This window comes from Bradyrhizobium sp. Ken51, from assembly GCF_055807435.1.
In genome coordinates, this window is the sequence record NZ_JBVVPB010000011.1 from 205,375 (window position 1) to 219,911 (window position 14,537).

General features: G+C 63.9%; 14 protein-coding genes. 6 read left to right on the forward strand and 8 right to left on the reverse strand.

The features are described from left to right. Position 1: 1 nt before the first annotated feature. From AC0L27_RS20355 to AC0L27_RS20365, 3 genes are all read left to right on the forward strand, one after another. Positions 2-874, forward strand: a complete 873-nt coding sequence (locus AC0L27_RS20355; RefSeq protein ID WP_473320130.1) for an LpxI family protein — start codon at positions 2-4, stop codon at positions 872-874. Further along, a complete protein-coding gene (lpxB, locus tag AC0L27_RS20360) occupies positions 871-2,055 on the forward strand; it encodes a lipid-A-disaccharide synthase (RefSeq protein ID WP_354209846.1) in 1,185 nt (394 codons plus the stop codon). Before AC0L27_RS20355 ends, lpxB begins: the two co-directional genes overlap by 4 nt. A 116-nt stretch (positions 2,056-2,171) precedes the next feature. Continuing rightward, positions 2,172-2,561 (forward strand): DUF7674 family protein, encoded by a 390-nt coding sequence (locus AC0L27_RS20365; protein WP_354209845.1) that lies wholly within the window; start codon positions 2,172-2,174, stop codon positions 2,559-2,561. Positions 2,562-2,669: 108 nt separating this feature from the next. Here AC0L27_RS20365 and AC0L27_RS20370 read toward each other — a convergent pair whose 3' ends face one another. The 8 genes from AC0L27_RS20370 to gltX form a co-directional block, all read right to left on the reverse strand. Then, the gene (locus AC0L27_RS20370) at positions 2,670-3,437 is read right to left on the reverse strand and encodes an SDR family NAD(P)-dependent oxidoreductase (RefSeq protein ID WP_354209844.1); all 768 of its coding nucleotides are present in this window, start codon (positions 3,435-3,437) and stop codon (positions 2,670-2,672) included. Continuing rightward, positions 3,434-4,543, reverse strand: a complete 1,110-nt coding sequence (locus AC0L27_RS20375; RefSeq protein WP_354209843.1) for an ABC transporter ATP-binding protein — start codon at positions 4,541-4,543, stop codon at positions 3,434-3,436. Before AC0L27_RS20375 ends, AC0L27_RS20370 begins: the two co-directional genes overlap by 4 nt. A 10-nt stretch (positions 4,544-4,553) precedes the next feature. Next, a complete protein-coding gene (locus tag AC0L27_RS20380) occupies positions 4,554-5,411 on the reverse strand; it encodes a carbohydrate ABC transporter permease (RefSeq protein WP_275171261.1) in 858 nt (285 codons plus the stop codon). Then, positions 5,404-6,327: a carbohydrate ABC transporter permease gene (locus AC0L27_RS20385; protein ID WP_354209842.1), complete on the reverse strand. Its 924-nt coding sequence runs from the start codon at positions 6,325-6,327 to the stop codon at positions 5,404-5,406. The genes AC0L27_RS20380 and AC0L27_RS20385 overlap by 8 nt, the downstream gene beginning before the upstream one ends. Then, the gene (locus AC0L27_RS20390; protein ID WP_275171259.1) at positions 6,324-7,610 is read right to left on the reverse strand and encodes an ABC transporter substrate-binding protein; all 1,287 of its coding nucleotides are present in this window, start codon (positions 7,608-7,610) and stop codon (positions 6,324-6,326) included. The genes AC0L27_RS20385 and AC0L27_RS20390 overlap by 4 nt, the downstream gene beginning before the upstream one ends. A gap of 57 nt (positions 7,611-7,667) precedes the next feature. Continuing rightward, complete coding sequence (locus AC0L27_RS20395; RefSeq protein WP_354209960.1) at positions 7,668-8,846, reverse strand: ROK family transcriptional regulator; 1,179 nt, start codon at positions 8,844-8,846, stop codon at positions 7,668-7,670. 178 nt (positions 8,847-9,024) lie between these two features. After that, positions 9,025-10,329, reverse strand: coding sequence for a citrate synthase (gene gltA / locus AC0L27_RS20400; RefSeq protein WP_018458093.1), 1,305 nt, complete (start codon positions 10,327-10,329; stop codon positions 9,025-9,027). 193 nt (positions 10,330-10,522) lie between these two features. Beyond that, on the reverse strand, positions 10,523-11,950 hold the full coding sequence (gene gltX / locus AC0L27_RS20405) for a glutamate--tRNA ligase (protein WP_354209841.1): 1,428 nt from the start codon (positions 11,948-11,950) through the stop codon (positions 10,523-10,525). A 156-nt stretch (positions 11,951-12,106) separates the two neighbouring features. Between gltX and AC0L27_RS20410 the strand changes: the two genes are divergently transcribed. From AC0L27_RS20410 to AC0L27_RS20420, 3 genes are all read left to right on the forward strand, one after another. Beyond that, complete coding sequence (locus AC0L27_RS20410; RefSeq protein WP_354209840.1) at positions 12,107-13,783, forward strand: glutamine--tRNA ligase/YqeY domain fusion protein; 1,677 nt, start codon at positions 12,107-12,109, stop codon at positions 13,781-13,783. Positions 13,784-13,792: 9 nt separating this feature from the next. After that, on the forward strand, positions 13,793-14,179 hold the full coding sequence (locus tag AC0L27_RS20415) for a YybH family protein (protein ID WP_354209839.1): 387 nt from the start codon (positions 13,793-13,795) through the stop codon (positions 14,177-14,179). Between the two features lie 84 nt (positions 14,180-14,263). Continuing rightward, entirely contained in the window at positions 14,264-14,497 is a 234-nt protein-coding gene (locus AC0L27_RS20420) for a DUF2171 domain-containing protein (protein WP_275171255.1), read from the forward strand. Positions 14,498-14,537 lie beyond the last annotated feature (40 nt).

Consider the following 14,537-nt stretch of genomic DNA (forward strand, 5'->3'; position numbering starts at 1 on the left):
GATGGCCGCGGGTATGACATCGGCGGCGGCTTCGGAGATTTCATCGCCGGTCGGCGTGGTCGCCGGCGGCGGCGCGATGCCGTTCGCGGTTGCCGAATCGCTCGCCGCTCGCGGCATCACGCCGGTGTTGTTTCCCCTTCGGGGGGCCTGCGATCCGGCGCGGGTGGAAAAATTCCGCCATCGCTGGATCTCGGTCGGCCAGCTCGGCCGTGCCATGCGGCTGTTTCGCGAGGAGGGCTGCCGCGACCTGATCTTCATCGGCACGCTGGTACGGCCTTCGCTCTCGGAGGTTCGGGTCGACTTCACGACGCTCCGGCTGCTCGGCAATGTCATTCGCGCCTTCCGCGGCGGCGATGATCATTTGTTGTCCGGCGTCGGGCGCATTCTCGAGCAGGGCGGGTTTCGCATGGTCGGCATTAAGGACGTCGCGCCCGACCTCTTGATGCCTGAGGGCTGCATCAGCCGCGCCTGGCCGAGCGACACCGGCAAGACCGACATCGAACGTGGACGCGCGGTGCTGACCGCGCTCGGTCCGTTCGACATCGGCCAGGCTGCGGTCGTGATCGATGGCCATGTTGTGGCGGTCGAGGATATCGAGGGCACCGATGCGCTGCTCGCGCGCGTGGCACGGCTGCGCGAAGAGGGCCGCATCCGCGCCGCCACCGGGCGGGGCGTGCTGGTGAAGGTCCCGAAGAGCGGGCAGGATCTGCGCTTCGACCTGCCGACGATCGGCCCGCGCACCCTCGAGGGCGTCGCCGCCGCGGGGCTGGCCGGGATCGCCGTCGTTGCCGGCAATACCATCGCCGCCGAGCCGCAGGCGATGATCGCGCTCGCCGACGCCAAATATCTCTTCGTCATCGGCCTGCCGGCGTGATGCAAGGCCGCGATCCCAAGCGCAAGATCTTCCTGATCGCCACGGAGGAATCCGGCGACCGGCTCGGCAGCGCCTTGATGAAGGTGCTGCGCCAGCGCCTCGGCGACGGCGTGCAGTTCGTGGGCGTCGGCGGCCACACCATGGCGCGCCAGGGGCTCGAGACGCTGTTTCCGATCGAGCAGCTCTCGATCGTGGGCTTCGCCGCGGTGGTGCAGCAATTGCCGAAGATCCTGCGGCTGATCCGCGAGACCGCGGAGGCCGTGACCGAAGCCGCGCCGGACGCGCTCGTCATCATCGACAGCCCCGACTTCACCCACCGTGTCGCCCGCCGCGTGCGGGCGCGCAATCCGGCGATCCCGATCGTCGACTACGTCTCGCCGCAGCTCTGGGCCTGGCGGCCGGGACGGGCGCGGACCATGCTCGGCTATGTCGACCATGTGCTCGGCCTGTTGCCGTTCGAGCCGGAGGAATATCGCAAGCTCGGCGGGCCGCCATGCAGCTATGTCGGCCATCCCCTGATCGAGCAATTGTCCTCGCTGCGGCCGAACGCGGAGGAGCAGGCGCGCCGCGACGGCGAGCCGCCGGTCTTGCTGGTGCTGCCCGGCAGCCGCCGCAGCGAGATCAGGCACCATCTCGAGGTGTTCGGCGCGACGCTCGGCCGATTGCGGACGGACGGCCGCGCGTTCCAACTGATGCTGCCAACCATGCCGCATCTCGAAGCCACCATTCGTGAAGGCATCGCGAACTGGCCGGTCAAGCCTCAAATTGTGGTCGGCGAGAATGAGAAGCGCGCCGCCTTCCGCATCGCGCGCGCGGCATTGGCAAAATCCGGCACGGTGACGCTGGAGCTCGCGCTATCGGGCATTCCGATGGTGACGGCCTATCGCGTCGGCGCGATCGAAGCCTTCATCCTGCGCCGCGCGATCCGCGTCTCCTCGGTGATCCTCGCCAATCTCGTGATCGGCAAGGATGTCATCCCGGAGTTCCTGCAGGAAGACTGCACGCCGGAGAACCTGGCGCCCGGGCTCTCGCAGCTTCTGACCGATTCACCGTTGCGCCGACAGCAGGTGGAAGCGTTCGCCCAGCTCGATACGATCATGTCGACCGGCAACAAGTCGCCGAGCGTGCTCGCAGCCGACATCGTGCTGGCGACCATGCGCAAGGGCAGGCGGGCTAGCTAGGACGTGTACTCACAAGCGTCGGCTTGCCAGCGCAAAGCGGAAGCCTCCTAACCTTGGGCGTGATCGGCGGTTTGTGACCCATTGCCGACGTGATCCGCGTCCGACATATTGATCGCATGCCTAGGAATGAGAGCTACCTTGAAAGAATCGCTGATCTTGCACCTCAATTGAGAGAGGCGCTCGCTAAGCTAAATGCCGAATGGTCGCCGGAAGTTGTGCCCATAACCCTCGCGGGTACCGGATTGGCAGAGGCTCTTGTTGAGCATTTCAATCGACTGCCAAAAAGCACAATACAATCCGTTTTTGAACTCTGCGAAAAAGCGCTCGAAGACGGCTCTGCTCAAGAACGTGCCGCTTTGGCAACCGGCTTTCTTGAATCACTACAGCACGCAGATGGCACGAAAGAATTCGATTTTAGGTCGGTAGCAAACTTGCTGGGGCCGAAGTCCAGAGAGCATTGCTCAGCCATGGATAGGTTTTGGAAAGTCACGTCGCGCGGATTGTAGAGGACCGCTTCTGGCCCAACTCGGACCAAGGGTGAGGTACGCCAACGCGACTGCTATCGGATGCGGAGCGGACCTCTACGAAGCAGCTCGGGTTTGTGAGTACACGCTTTAGCCGAGACCAGCGTCGACCTGAAAACACTGCCGCGTGATGCGCTGGCTCTCATCGGAAGCGAGGAATAGCGCCATGTTGGCGATGTCGTCGGGCGTCACCGCGTCGGGAATGGCCTGACGCGTGCGGAGTTCGGTGATCACCTGGTCGTCCGGATACCACAGCCGGCGCTGACGCTCCGTGATCACCATCCCCGGCGCTATCGCGTTGACGCGGATGCGGTCGGGCCCGAGCGACCGGGCCAGGGAGTTGGTGAAGCCGACGATCGCGGCCTTCGCCGCGGCGTAGACCGGCAGCCCCGGCGCGCCGCGCATCCAGGCAATCGACGACATGTTGATGATCGAACCGCCGCCGCGCGCCTGCATCTGGGGCACCACCGCTTGCGCGGCAAAGAAGACATGCTTGAGGTTGACGCCGATCATCCAGTCGAACTCGGCCGGGGTCACCTCGGCTAGCACCTGGCGTTGATCATTGGCGGCGTTGTTGACGAGAACCGCGGCGTCGCCCAACGATCCGTGGGCCTGTGCCATGCCGCCGCGCAAGGCGTCGATGTCGAGGAGGTCGCACGGCACGAACAAGGGTACGGTCCCGGACGCAGCTTTCACCTCCGCGACCAGCGCCCGGCCGGCTGCTTCATCGAGATCCAGGAACGCGACGCGCGCCCCTTGCGCCGCGAACGCCCGCACGAAGGCGGCACCGATGCCGCTGGCACCACCGGTGATCAACACCACGCGGTCGTTGAGACCGGCATAGCTCGTTCTTGTCATGCGATCAGTCGCTCCGTCTCGGGGTCGAACAGGCAGATGCGGCGCGTGTCGAGCGCGAACGGGGCGGCGGCGCCCGGTGTGGGGCGGATGTCCGGCGTGATGCGCGCCAGCGCGGGCTCGCCGCCAAGCCGCAGCAGCACGATCGTTTCGGCCCCCGTCGGTTCGACCATCTCCACCGGCGCGTTGACGACGACGGGCGGATCGGCGGAGAACACGCGGCTGCCCTCGGCGATGCATTCCGGCCTGATCCCGACCACCACGTCACGGCCGACAAAGGGGGCCGCCGCGTCGTATTGGCCAAGACGGAGGCGGACCTCGTCCGGCCGTCCCGCGCCGATCACGACCACCGGCCCGCCGGCGTCTGCCTCGAGCCGTGCCGGCATGGTGTTCATCGGCGGCGAGCCCATGAAACGGGCCACGAACAGATTGGCGGGATAGCGATACACAGTATCAGGGTCGGCAAACTGCTGCACCACGCCCCGATGCATCACGGCGATGCGCGTCGCCATCGTCATCGCCTCGATCTGATCGTGAGTGACATAGACGATGGTGGCGCCGATGCGCTGGTGCAGCCGCTTGATCTCCATCCGCATCTCGACGCGCAGCTTGGCGTCGAGATTGGACAGCGGCTCGTCGAACAGGAAGAGCAGGGGATCGCGCACCAGCGCCCGGCCCATCGCCACACGCTGGCGCTGGCCACCGGAGAGCTGCGACGGCTTGCGGCCGAGCAGCGGCTCGATCTGGAGCAGCCTGGCCACATTCGCCAGCGCCTTCTCCTGCTCCGCCTTTGGTACGTGGCGGCATTCCATGCCGAAGGTGATGTTCTGGCGCACCGTCATCGACGGATAGAGCGCGTAGGACTGGAACACCATCGCGATGTCGCGGTCCTTTGGCGGAACGTCGTTGACGATACGTCCGCCGATTTCCACGGTGCCTGCGCTCGGGAGGTCGAGCCCGGCGATGATGTTGAGCAGCGTGGACTTGCCGCAGCCGGATGGGCCGACGAGCACGGTGAATTCACCGCTCTCGATGTCGAGATCGATGCCCTTGAGCACCTCCAGATTGGCGTAGCGCTTGGACAGGGAGCGAATGCTTAGGGCTGCCATGACAATCCGATCATTTCACGGCGCCGGCGGTGAGGCCGCGCACGAAATACTTGCCGCCGATCAGATAGATCAGCAGGGTTGGCAGCGCGGCGATCATCACCGCCGCGCTTTGCACGCCATGCTGCGGGATGTCGGCGACCGCGGCGGATAGCGCGATCAGCGCGGCGGTGACCGGCTGCTGCTGACCGGTCGTGAATGTCACGCCGTAGAGAAACTCGTTCCAGATATGCGTGAACTGCCAGATCACGGTGACGACCAGAATAGGCGGCGAGAGCGGCAGGATGATGCGCCAGAAAATACGAAAGAACCCTGCGCCATCGATGCGTGCAGCTCTTATCAAATCCTGCGGGATGGCAGTGTAGTAGTTTCGGCAGAACAAGGTGGTAAAGGACAGCCCCTGGATCGTGTGGATCACGACCAGACCAGTTAACGTGTTCATCAGGCCCGTATCACGCAACACGATGGTCCAGGGCAGCAAGCGCATCTGCTGGGGAAGGAAGAGGCCAAGGGTCACAATGCCGTAGATCCAGCTATCGCCGCGAAAACGCCAGAGCGACACGGCGTAACCGGCGACAGCACCCAGCAGGGTCGAAAAAATCGTCGCGGGAATCGTGACGAGCGCGGAGTTCAGCATGTACGGCCGGATGCCGGCACAGGTCTCGGCAACGCAGAAGCCGCTCCAGGCCGCGGCGTAGTTGCTCCATGCCCATTGCTTCGGCCAGCCGATCATCGAGGCCTGCGCGATCTCCTCGTTGGTGCGCAGCGAGTTCAGCACGACAACAGCCAATGGCGCGAGCCATGCTGCAGCGATCAGCGAGACGACGAGATAGATCAGAATCCGGCTTGGCGCGATGGTTCGCTCACGCATGGATCGCCCGCCGCCGCTGGACGTAACGCCACGCTGCATAGGGCAGCAAAACCGCGAGAAGAATGAGCAACATGAGCACTGCCGCCGCCGCTCCCCGTCCGAGCAGGCTGCGCTGGAACATCAGGTCGTAGACGACAAGAGCCGGCAGCTGGGTGGCGATTCCGGGGCCGCCGTTGGTGAGCGCGCGGACGAGATCGAAGGTCGAAATCGCGAACTGCAGCTGGATGACGATCACGGTGATGGTGATCGGCCAAAGGGTCGGCAGGATGACGCGCCGGTACATTCGGATCGGTCCGGCGCCGTCGATCTGCGCGGCCTTGATCAGGTCGGCGTCGACGGAGCGGAGGCCGGCGAGGAACAGCGCCATGGCGAAACCGGAGGATTGCCAGATCGCGGCGATGACGATGGTCCAAATGGCCATGTCGCGGTCGATCAGCCAGTCGAACCTGAAGGTGGTCCAGCCAAGGTCGCGGACCAGCTTCTGGATCCCGAGGCCCGGATTGAGCAACCAACTCCAGACCGTGCCGGTGACCACGAATGACACCGCCAGAGGATAAAGGAAGATGGACCGCAGCAGGTTCTCGCCGCGGATGCGCTGATCGAGCAGGATCGCAAGGATGAGGCCGGTCGCCAGACTTAGCAACACGAAGGCGCTGCCAAACAGCAGCAGATTGTCCAAAGCAATCTGCCAGTTCCGTGATGCGGCAACCGCAGAATAGTTGCGCAAACCGACCCAGCCCGAGACCGGGACCAGAGTGGACGGTGTGAACGATATCCAGATCGTCCACAGCGTAAACGCAATGAGGTGTGCGGCGGACAACAGCAGCGGCACCCAAATCGTCAGATATTCGGGCAGCCGGCGTACCCAGTCAGAGGCAGCCGGCCGGCCCGGTGTTGTCGAGACGGCGATCGTCAACGTGAGCTCTCGACGGCCTCGGCGAGGCGTACGGCCGCTTGCTCCGGCTTGATCGTCTTGTTCTTCACGTACTCCGTGATCACATCGATCATCGCTGCAGTCATGCCGTTTTCCTGCGCCATGTTGTGCGCGAGACTGAGGACGGCCTGATTGCTGGCGATCGCGTCTTTGAGGGCTGCTGCGGTCCGCCGTTGACCGTCCGACCAGCCTTCGCCCGACAGATCGACATCGGTGCGCACGGGGATCGATCCCGTGATCTGCGAATACATGGTCTGGATCGCTGGATCCATGACGAGCTGGGCCATCAGCGTCTGGCCGGCTTGCAGGTCGGGCTCCTTGCGCTGCCAGAATATGAAGGCATCGGCATTCAACAGGAAGACCGGCTTGCCATTGTCGCTCGGGCCCGGGGCGATGATGAAGTCCTCGAACTTGAAACCGGCGTTGCGCAATACGCCCTGCGCCCACCCGCCCATGATCATCATGCCCATGTCGCCGTCGACGAAGCGCTTCAGGTTGGTCGAAAAGTGCTGGGCGCCGACGTTGGGGTCCATCCAGTCGGCAATCTTGCGCACCTGTACGAAGGCCGCCTTTATCTCGGGGCCTTCCAGGGCCTTCTTGTCGAGATTCATGAGGGCTGCGCGGTATGCAGTGGGACTGATGCCTGCCAAAGCGGCCTCGAATTTCTGGCCGTCGTCCGGGCGGGTGCCACCGTTGGCGATGGGATAGGGAACTCCGCCTGCTTTCATCTTCTCGGCAAGGTCGTTGAACTCAGCCCATGTGACGGGGATCTTGTCGGCCTTGGCCTTGTCCATTGCGCGTTTGGAGAGAAACAGCATGTTGGTGCTGTAGATCTGCAACGGCAGCGCAATCCACTTGCCCCCCGGCTTGTGCAATTTTGCAAGGTCCGGAGCGATAACCTTTTCGTAGCCGGCGGCAGCGACGACGGCATCGAGATCGACGGTTGGGGCAATCTTCGACCAGGCCGCAATCTCGGGACCTTTGAGCTGCGAGCAGGCCGGTGGATCGCCGGCCATGATCTGGGCACGCAGCTTGTTCATCATCTCGGTGGTGAAGCCGGGGACGGGCGAGTGCTGCCAAACCCCGCCTTTCTCTTCGAATTTCTTGCCGAGCGCTGTGATGGCAGCCCCATCGCTGCCTGCGGACCATTGCGAGATCGCAGTCAGACGCGGCTTGATCGCGCCTTGCGCGCGGGCGAACGCCGGCAGCGCGAGCGCGGCGGCAGATCCGGCGAGCAGTTGGCGCCTTGTTGTCGTGATCGGCATGGCAAGTTCCTCCCGGTGTGAACTCTTTCGCGCGAGAGCCGCGCGGCATCAGGTATCTCAGGCGGCCTCGATCGATGCGGCCGGCATGCCGCCGCGGCAAGCGAGGCAGAAAGCCGCGAATGCCAGCGCCGCCCGCGGATCGTTGCCATTCGACGGCGGCACGAAAGCGAGCGACACTTGCGCGTGCTTGCGGCCGCCCAGCAGGCAGGCGTCGATCCCCGCGACGAGCGCGTTGCGATCGTCCTCGGCGAGAAGCGACGGCCAGCCGCTGATCGCGACGCCCTTGCAGGGCTTTACGTTCAGCGTGTTGCCGATCGCAAGGCCAAGCCGGAACAGCCGCTGGCGCAATTCCTGCCGCACCCGCGACGAGAGCGGCATCGCGGTCACCCATTCGCTGCCGGGTTGAAGCAACTCCGCTTCCGCGACGCCCAGAAGCTCGGCCAAGGCCGGAAGCGACGTATAGGCTTCGACGCAACCATGATGGCCACAGCGGCAAATTGGTCCGTCGGCTTCGAACACCATGTGGCCGAGCTCGACCGGCTGGAGGGCATCGTCCTCGATCGGATCATCCATCCAGGTGCCCGCGACGCCCTGACCGACGAAGACGAAGAGATGCGCGCCGCTGAATGGATAATTCTCCGTGCGGCAACGGTGAAAAATGGCGTGCGCGACGACCGAATTGGTGAACTCGACCGGCACGCCGGCAAAGTTCTCGCCGAACATATCGCTGATCCGCCCGACGTCGCAGGGAATGATCGGATTGCCTGACGCGCCCAGCCGGCCAAGACCCGGAATGGAGACGCCGATCTGCGCGAGGGAGATGCGCCGGCGCCGCGTCCAGTCGCGCAGCAATGTCATCGCCTCGCGAAACGCCCGGCCGACGGTCGCGACGGTTGGCGTCTTCGGCAGGGGCACATGCCCGGTGTCGTGCAATTCACCCGACAGGCCCCCGACGCCGACGCTGAGCCGCTGAGTATTGAGTTCGAAGGCCGCGAGCGCCACCGCCCCATCGAGCGACACGAGGCCGGTCGGGCCGCCGACATAAGGGGCAGGGCGCCGCACTTCCTCGATCAGGCCTTCGGCCTTCAGGTCGAACAGGATGCGCGACAGGCTCGCTTCCGACAGGCGCACGGCCTTGGCCAGCGGCGGCCGAAACGACCCGCCTGACTGAAGCAGATGAGTCAAAATGGCAGCACGCGTCTGCCGCCGACTTCTCGGCTGCTCCGGCATTTCCATCCCTGTCGTCATTCTTACTTAGAGTAAGAATTTGCGCGCGAAGCGTTTCGGCGTCAAGCGCCGGCCGAGCCATTGCGCCGACTTGTTGTTGTGCGCGGCAGCACGATTGTGTCGGCGCAAAACAAAAACGGCGCCATCTGGAGATGGCGCCGCTTCGAAAGCCGTGATGGGGTCGATCTTACTTCCGGTTGTTGATCGCGACGTAATCGCGGCGGGTGACGCCGGTGTAGAGCTGGCGCGGACGGCCGATTTTCTGCTGCGGATCCTCGATCATCTCGCTCCACTGGCTGATCCAGCCGACGGTGCGGGCGACCGCGAACAGCACGGTGAACATCGAGACCGGGAAGCCCATCGCCTTCAGCGTGATGCCCGAATAGAAGTCGACATTCGGGTAGAGCTTGCGGTCGATGAAGTACTGGTCGCTGAGCGCGATCTTCTCGAGCTCGAGCGCCACCTTCAGCATCGGATCGTCACCATGGCCGGTCTCCTTGAGCACGGCGTGACACATCTTCTGCATGATCTTGGCGCGCGGATCGTAGTTCTTGTAGACGCGGTGACCGAAGCCCATCAGGCGGACTTCAGAGTTCTTGTCCTTCACCTTGGCGATGAACTCGGGGATCTTGTCGACCGAGCCGATCTCGGCGAGCATCGCGAGCGCTGCTTCGTTGGCGCCGCCATGCGCCGGGCCCCACAGGCAGGCGATGCCGGCGGCGATACAGGCGAACGGGTTGGCGCCGGAAGAGCCGGCGATACGCACCGTCGAGGTCGAGGCGTTCTGCTCGTGGTCGGCGTGCAGGATGAAGATCTTGTCCAGCGCGTCAGCCAGCACCGGATTGATCTTGTAGTCCTCGCACGGCACGGCGAAGCACATGTGCAGGAAATTCTCGGCGAACTTCAGCGAGTTTTTCGGATACACGAAGGGCTGGCCGACCGTGTACTTGTAGGCCATCGCAGCCAAGGTCGGGATCTTGGCGATCATGCGCATGGAGGCGATCATGCGCTGCTTCGGATCGTTGATGTCGGTACTGTCGTGATAGAACGCGGCGAGCGCGCCGACAGCCGCCACCATGATCGCCATCGGATGGGCGTCGCGGCGGAAGCCCTGGAAGAAGCGGGCCATCTGCTCGTGCACCATCGTGTGATGGATCACGCGGTCGTCGAAATCCTTCTTCTGCGCGGCGGTCGGAAGCTCCCCGAACAGCAGCAGATAGCAGGTCTCAAGGAAGTCGCCGTTCTCGGCGAGCTGCTCGATCGGATAGCCGCGGTATTCCAGCACGCCCGCGTCACCGTCGATATAGGTGATCTTGGACTGGCAGCTCGCGGTCGAGGTGAAGCCCGGGTCGTAGGTGAACAGGCCGGACTGGCCGTAGAGCTTGCCGATATCGATGACGTCGGGCCCGACGCTGCCGCTGTGGATCGGAAGATCGAAATTCTTGTTTCCGACCGTCAGTGTGGCGGTCTTATTGCTTGGTTTTGCGTCCATCAGAGGTCCCCGATGTATGGTGAAACGGGCCGGACCCGGAGGCCCCGATGAGATATCGCAGGGCAGGCCGGATGTTCCAGAAGGTACGGCTGAGATGGGTATATTATTGCTGTGTGCGCTGCAAGATGGCGCCACGCATGGTCGACTTACGTCGTAGCCAGGTCCTTGGGCCCGTCCTTGACCGGTCCTCGGCCTAGTCCCCGGCCTGATCTTTAAGCCGGCCCAGGCTTTCCTGGCGTCCCAGGACATCCAAAACCTCGAATATGCCGGGCGACGTCGTCCGTCCGGTCAGCGCCGCCCGCAGCGGCTGGGCGACCGCGCCGAGCTTGAGACTATTTTCCTCGGCAAAGGCGCGCAGCGCGGCTTCCGCATTGGCCGCGCTCCAAGTCTCGACTTTCTCCAGCGCGGAATGAAGTTGGCCGATCAGCTTGCGGTTCTCGGGCGTCAGCAGCGCTGCCGCCTTCGGATCAAGCTCCAGCGGCCGGTCGGCGAAGATGAAATAGGCGCCGTCGATCAGCTCGATCAGCGTCTTGGCGCGCTCCTTCAGGGCCGGCATGGCCTTCAGGAGCTGCGCGCGCGTGGTGTCGTTTAACTTGGCCTTAAGCTCGTCGCGGCTGGGCACGACGTGGTCCAGCACGTCATCGAACATCTTCACGAGTGATTGATCGTCGGCATTGCGGATGTAGTGGCCGTTGAGGTTTTCCAGCTTGGCGAAATCGAAGCGCGCTGCTGCGCGGCCGACGCTGGCGAGGTCGAACGCCGCGATCATCTCCTCCGTCGAGAAGATTTCCTGGTCGCCATGGCTCCAGCCGAGCCGGACGAGATAGTTGCGGAGCGCGGCCGGGAGGTATCCCATGGCGCGATAGGCATCGACGCCAAGCGCGCCGTGCCTCTTGGAGAGCTTCGAACCGTCGGGGCCATGGATCAGGGGGATGTGGGACATGCTCGGCAGCGTCCAGCCCATCGCGTCGTAGATCTGCTTTTGGCGGGCCGCGTTGATCAGATGGTCGTCGCCGCGGATGACATGGGTGACGCCCATGTCGTGATCGTCGACCACCACAGCGAGCATGTAGGTCGGGTTGCCATCGCCGCGCAGCAGGACGAGGTCGTCGAGATTCTCGTTCTGCCAGACCACGCGGCCCTGGACCTGGTCGTCGATCACGGTCTCGCCGGTTTGCGGCGCGCGCAGCCGGATGGTGGGCTTCACGTCGCTTGGCGCTGTCGCTGGGTCGCGGTCGCGCCACAGGCCGTCATAGAGGCGGGTGCGGCCTTCCGCGCGCGCCTTCTCGCGCATCGCGGTGAGCTCCTCGGCGGTGGCGTAGCAGCGATAGGCCTTGCCCTCGGCGAGCAGCTGCTCGGCCACCTCGCGGTGGCGGGCGGCGCGGCTGAACTGATAGATGACGTCGCCATCCCAGCCGAGCTCCAGCCATTTCAGGCCGTCGAGGATGGCGCCGATCGCCGCTTCCGTGGAGCGCTCCCGGTCGGTGTCCTCGATCCGGAGCAGCATCTTGCCGCCGTGCTTCTTCGCATAGAGCCAGTTGAACAGCGCCGTGCGCGCGCCCCCGATATGGAGGAAGCCGGTCGGCGAGGGAGCGAAGCGGGTGACGACGGGAGAGGTCATTCTTGGCAAGGCCTATGCATTGGAGGCGGTGGTATATAACAGGACCGCTGCATAACTAAAGCCCGGCAGCGGACGGCGTAAGGCCTTGCTTAAGCCCTTGGCTCAGCGTCCCGAATTTGGCAGAAGGGCCGCTGATTTCCCTACAGGATTTTCGTAATGACAGAACCGGTGGCGACTGAGGTTGGGCGCGATTTCATTCGTGACATCATCCAGGCCGACCTCGATCAGGCCAAATACAAGGAGATCGTGACCCGGTTCCCGCCGGAGCCGAACGGCTATCTCCATATCGGCCACGCCAAGTCGATTGCGCTCAATTTCGGCATCGCCCAGGAGTTTCCGGGCCGCTGCCATCTGCGCTTCGACGACACCAACCCGGTCAAGGAAGAGCAGGAATATATCGATTCCATCCAGGCCGACGTGCGCTGGCTCGGCTTCGACTGGGGCAAGAACCTGTTCTTTGCCTCGGACTATTTCGACCGCCTCTACGAATGGGCGGAGCAGCTGATCCGCGACGGGCTCGCCTATGTCGACGACCAGACCCAGGAAGAGATCCGCGCCTCACGTGGCACGCTGACGGAGCCCGGCAGGAACTCGCCGTTCCGCGATCGCACCGTGGATGAAAACCTCGACCTGTTCCGTCGCATGAAGGCGGGCGAATTCCCGAACGGCGCGCGCGTGCTGCGGGCCAAGATCGACATGAGTGCGGGCAACATCAATCTGCGCGATCCCGTGCTGTACCGCATCCTGCATGCGCACCATCCGCGCACCGGGACCAAGTGGAGCATTTATCCGAGCTACGATTATGCGCACGGCCAGTCGGACGCCATCGAAGGCATCACGCACTCGATCTGCACGCTGGAGTTCGAGGATCACCGGCCGCTCTATGACTGGTTCATCGAGAAGCTGCCGGTGCCGTCGAAGCCGCACCAGTACGAATTCGCGCGGCTGAATTTGACCTACACGCTGCTGTCGAAGCGCGTGCTGACCCAGCTCGTCCGCGAGGGCCATGTCGCTGGCTGGGACGATCCGCGCATGCCGACGATGGCTGGGATGCGCCGCCGCGGCGTGCCGCCGGCCGCCCTTCGCGAGTTCGTCAAGCGCATCGGCGTGGCGAAAGCCAACAGCGTCGTCGACGTCGGCATGCTCGAGTTCTGCATCCGCGAGGAGCTGAACCGCACGTCGCAGCGGCGGATGGCGGTGCTGAAGCCGCTCAAGGTCGTGATCGAGAACTATCCGGAAGGGCAGACCGAGGAGCTCGAGGCGATCAACCATCCGGACGATCCCAGCGCCGGCACCCGCAAGATCACGTTCGGCCGTGAGCTCTATATCGAGCAGGACGACTTCATGGAGAACCCGCCGAAAAAGTTCTTCCGTCTGTCGCCGGGCAACGAGGTGCGGCTGCGCTACGCCTATTTCGTCAAATGCACCGGTGTGATCAAGAACGATGCCGGCGAAGTGGTGGAGCTGCGTTGCACCTATGATCCCGCGACCAAGGGCGGCAACGCGCCCGACGGCCGCAAGGTCAAGGCCACTATGCACTGGCTGTCGGCAGCAACATCCGTGCCCGCGGAAATCCGCATCTACAACCAGCTGTTTGCCACCCCGAGCCCGGACGCCTCGAACTTCGCCGCCGACCTCAATCCGCAGTCGCTGGAAATTCTCGCTGATGCCCGGATCGAAGCGTCGGTGGCCGAGAGCAATTCGACCGAGCCGATGCAGTTCGAGCGCCAGGGCTATTTCGTGCGCGACAAGGACTCGACGCCCGGCAGACCGGTATTCTCCAGGACCATCGGTCTGCGCGACACGTTCGCGAAGGAAGTTGCCAAAGGCTGAGGAACCACAATGAGCGACGAAGCCGACGCCATCGTTTCCGCCATGATCGCGAAGTGGCGCGCCGGCTTCGCCACGCTCGACGCCGCGGCCCTCTCGTCTCTGTATTCGAAGAATGCCTTCTTCTTCGGCTCCAATCCGAAGCTCTATCGCGGCAGAGATGGCGTCGCCGACTATTTCAACGGCCTGCCGCGCTGGCGCCAGCCAGCTGCGGTGTTTTCCGAGGTGAAGGCGGCGCAGGCAGGTCCTGACCTCATCAACATGGGCGCAACCATCTCGTTCGACCTCGCCGGCGAGCGCCCCGATCTCGTGGTCAAGATGAGCTGGGTCATCGTTCGCGAGGACGGCGACTGGAAGATCGTCAATCACCATGCTTCGTCGCAGGCGCCGCTGATCTGACCAGCGGGCACACGACTTCGTCATTCCCGTGAGAGAACGAACCTGCACCTCGCGCGTTGGGGTGGGCCCAACAAGGAACCCACCATGCAAAACATCGCAGAGCATATGGAAGTCATCGGCGCCGACGGCGTTCACGTCGGCACCGTCGACAAGGTCGAAGGCAATCGTATCAAGCTGACCAAGAAGGACAGCGGCGAGGGCAGCCACAAGGGCCATCACCACTTCATCGATAAGGGCCTCGTCGCCGAAGTCGAGGGCAACAAGGTTCGGCTGTCGGCCAAGGCCGATGTCGCCGTGACGATGGAAGAGGAAAAGTAGCGGTAGCGCCCTTTCGTTCCTGATCCGTACCGCTATCCGT

Excerpts from the sequence above, each read along its gene's own strand:
- AC0L27_RS20395 (WP_354209960.1), bottom strand. The coding sequence starts at position 8,846 with ATGGAAATGCCGGAGCAGCCGAGAAGTCGGCGGCAGACGCGTGCTGCC.
- AC0L27_RS20375 (WP_354209843.1), bottom strand. The coding sequence starts at position 4,543 with ATGGCAGCCCTAAGCATTCGCTCCCTGTCCAAGCGCTACGCCAATCTG.
- AC0L27_RS20415 (WP_354209839.1), top strand. The coding sequence starts at position 13,793 with ATGAGCGACGAAGCCGACGCCATCGTTTCCGCCATGATCGCGAAGTGG.
- AC0L27_RS20370 (WP_354209844.1), bottom strand. The coding sequence starts at position 3,437 with ATGACAAGAACGAGCTATGCCGGTCTCAACGACCGCGTGGTGTTGATC.
- AC0L27_RS20420 (WP_275171255.1), top strand. The coding sequence starts at position 14,264 with ATGCAAAACATCGCAGAGCATATGGAAGTCATCGGCGCCGACGGCGTT.
- AC0L27_RS20380 (WP_275171261.1), bottom strand. The coding sequence starts at position 5,411 with ATGCGTGAGCGAACCATCGCGCCAAGCCGGATTCTGATCTATCTCGTC.
- gltX (WP_354209841.1), bottom strand. The coding sequence starts at position 11,950 with ATGACCTCTCCCGTCGTCACCCGCTTCGCTCCCTCGCCGACCGGCTTC.
- AC0L27_RS20365 (WP_354209845.1), top strand. The coding sequence starts at position 2,172 with ATGCCTAGGAATGAGAGCTACCTTGAAAGAATCGCTGATCTTGCACCT.
- AC0L27_RS20390 (WP_275171259.1), bottom strand. The coding sequence starts at position 7,610 with ATGCCGATCACGACAACAAGGCGCCAACTGCTCGCCGGATCTGCCGCC.
- AC0L27_RS20355 (WP_473320130.1), top strand. The coding sequence starts at position 2 with ATGGCCGCGGGTATGACATCGGCGGCGGCTTCGGAGATTTCATCGCCG.
- gltA (WP_018458093.1), bottom strand. The coding sequence starts at position 10,329 with ATGGACGCAAAACCAAGCAATAAGACCGCCACACTGACGGTCGGAAAC.
- AC0L27_RS20410 (WP_354209840.1), top strand. The coding sequence starts at position 12,107 with ATGACAGAACCGGTGGCGACTGAGGTTGGGCGCGATTTCATTCGTGAC.